Source organism: Halorubrum sp. SP9, assembly GCF_005435015.1.
GTDB lineage: Archaea > Halobacteriota > Halobacteria > Halobacteriales > Haloferacaceae > Halorubrum > Halorubrum sodomense.
Genome location: NZ_SGXU01000736.1, coordinates 1 through 228 on the forward strand (window position 1 = coordinate 1; position 228 = coordinate 228).

Here is a 228-nt window from a genome sequence, read left to right on the forward strand (position 1 = left end):
GAAGCAAGCGGTGACGAGCCAGTCGAGTCGCCACCAGAAGCCAGCGCCCTGCCGTCAGACACTGCCCGCGAGACAGTCACCCCCGACGGCAGTGACGACGCAGCCCAGACCCGGCTGGCAGCCGAGACGCCCCCCGACGATTCAGCGAGCGACGAGGACGACGAACACACCCTGTCGCCATCGGCATTCGCAACCGCCGCAACACTGCTTGGCGAACAGCGGGCCGAT

General features: G+C 68.0%; 1 protein-coding gene. It reads left to right on the forward strand.

Features of this window, described 5'->3' with window-relative positions; genetic code table 11:
• Positions 1-228, forward strand: a 228-nt coding sequence (locus EXE45_RS21145; protein ID WP_206750536.1) for a hypothetical protein, incomplete at both ends; no start/stop codon positions are given.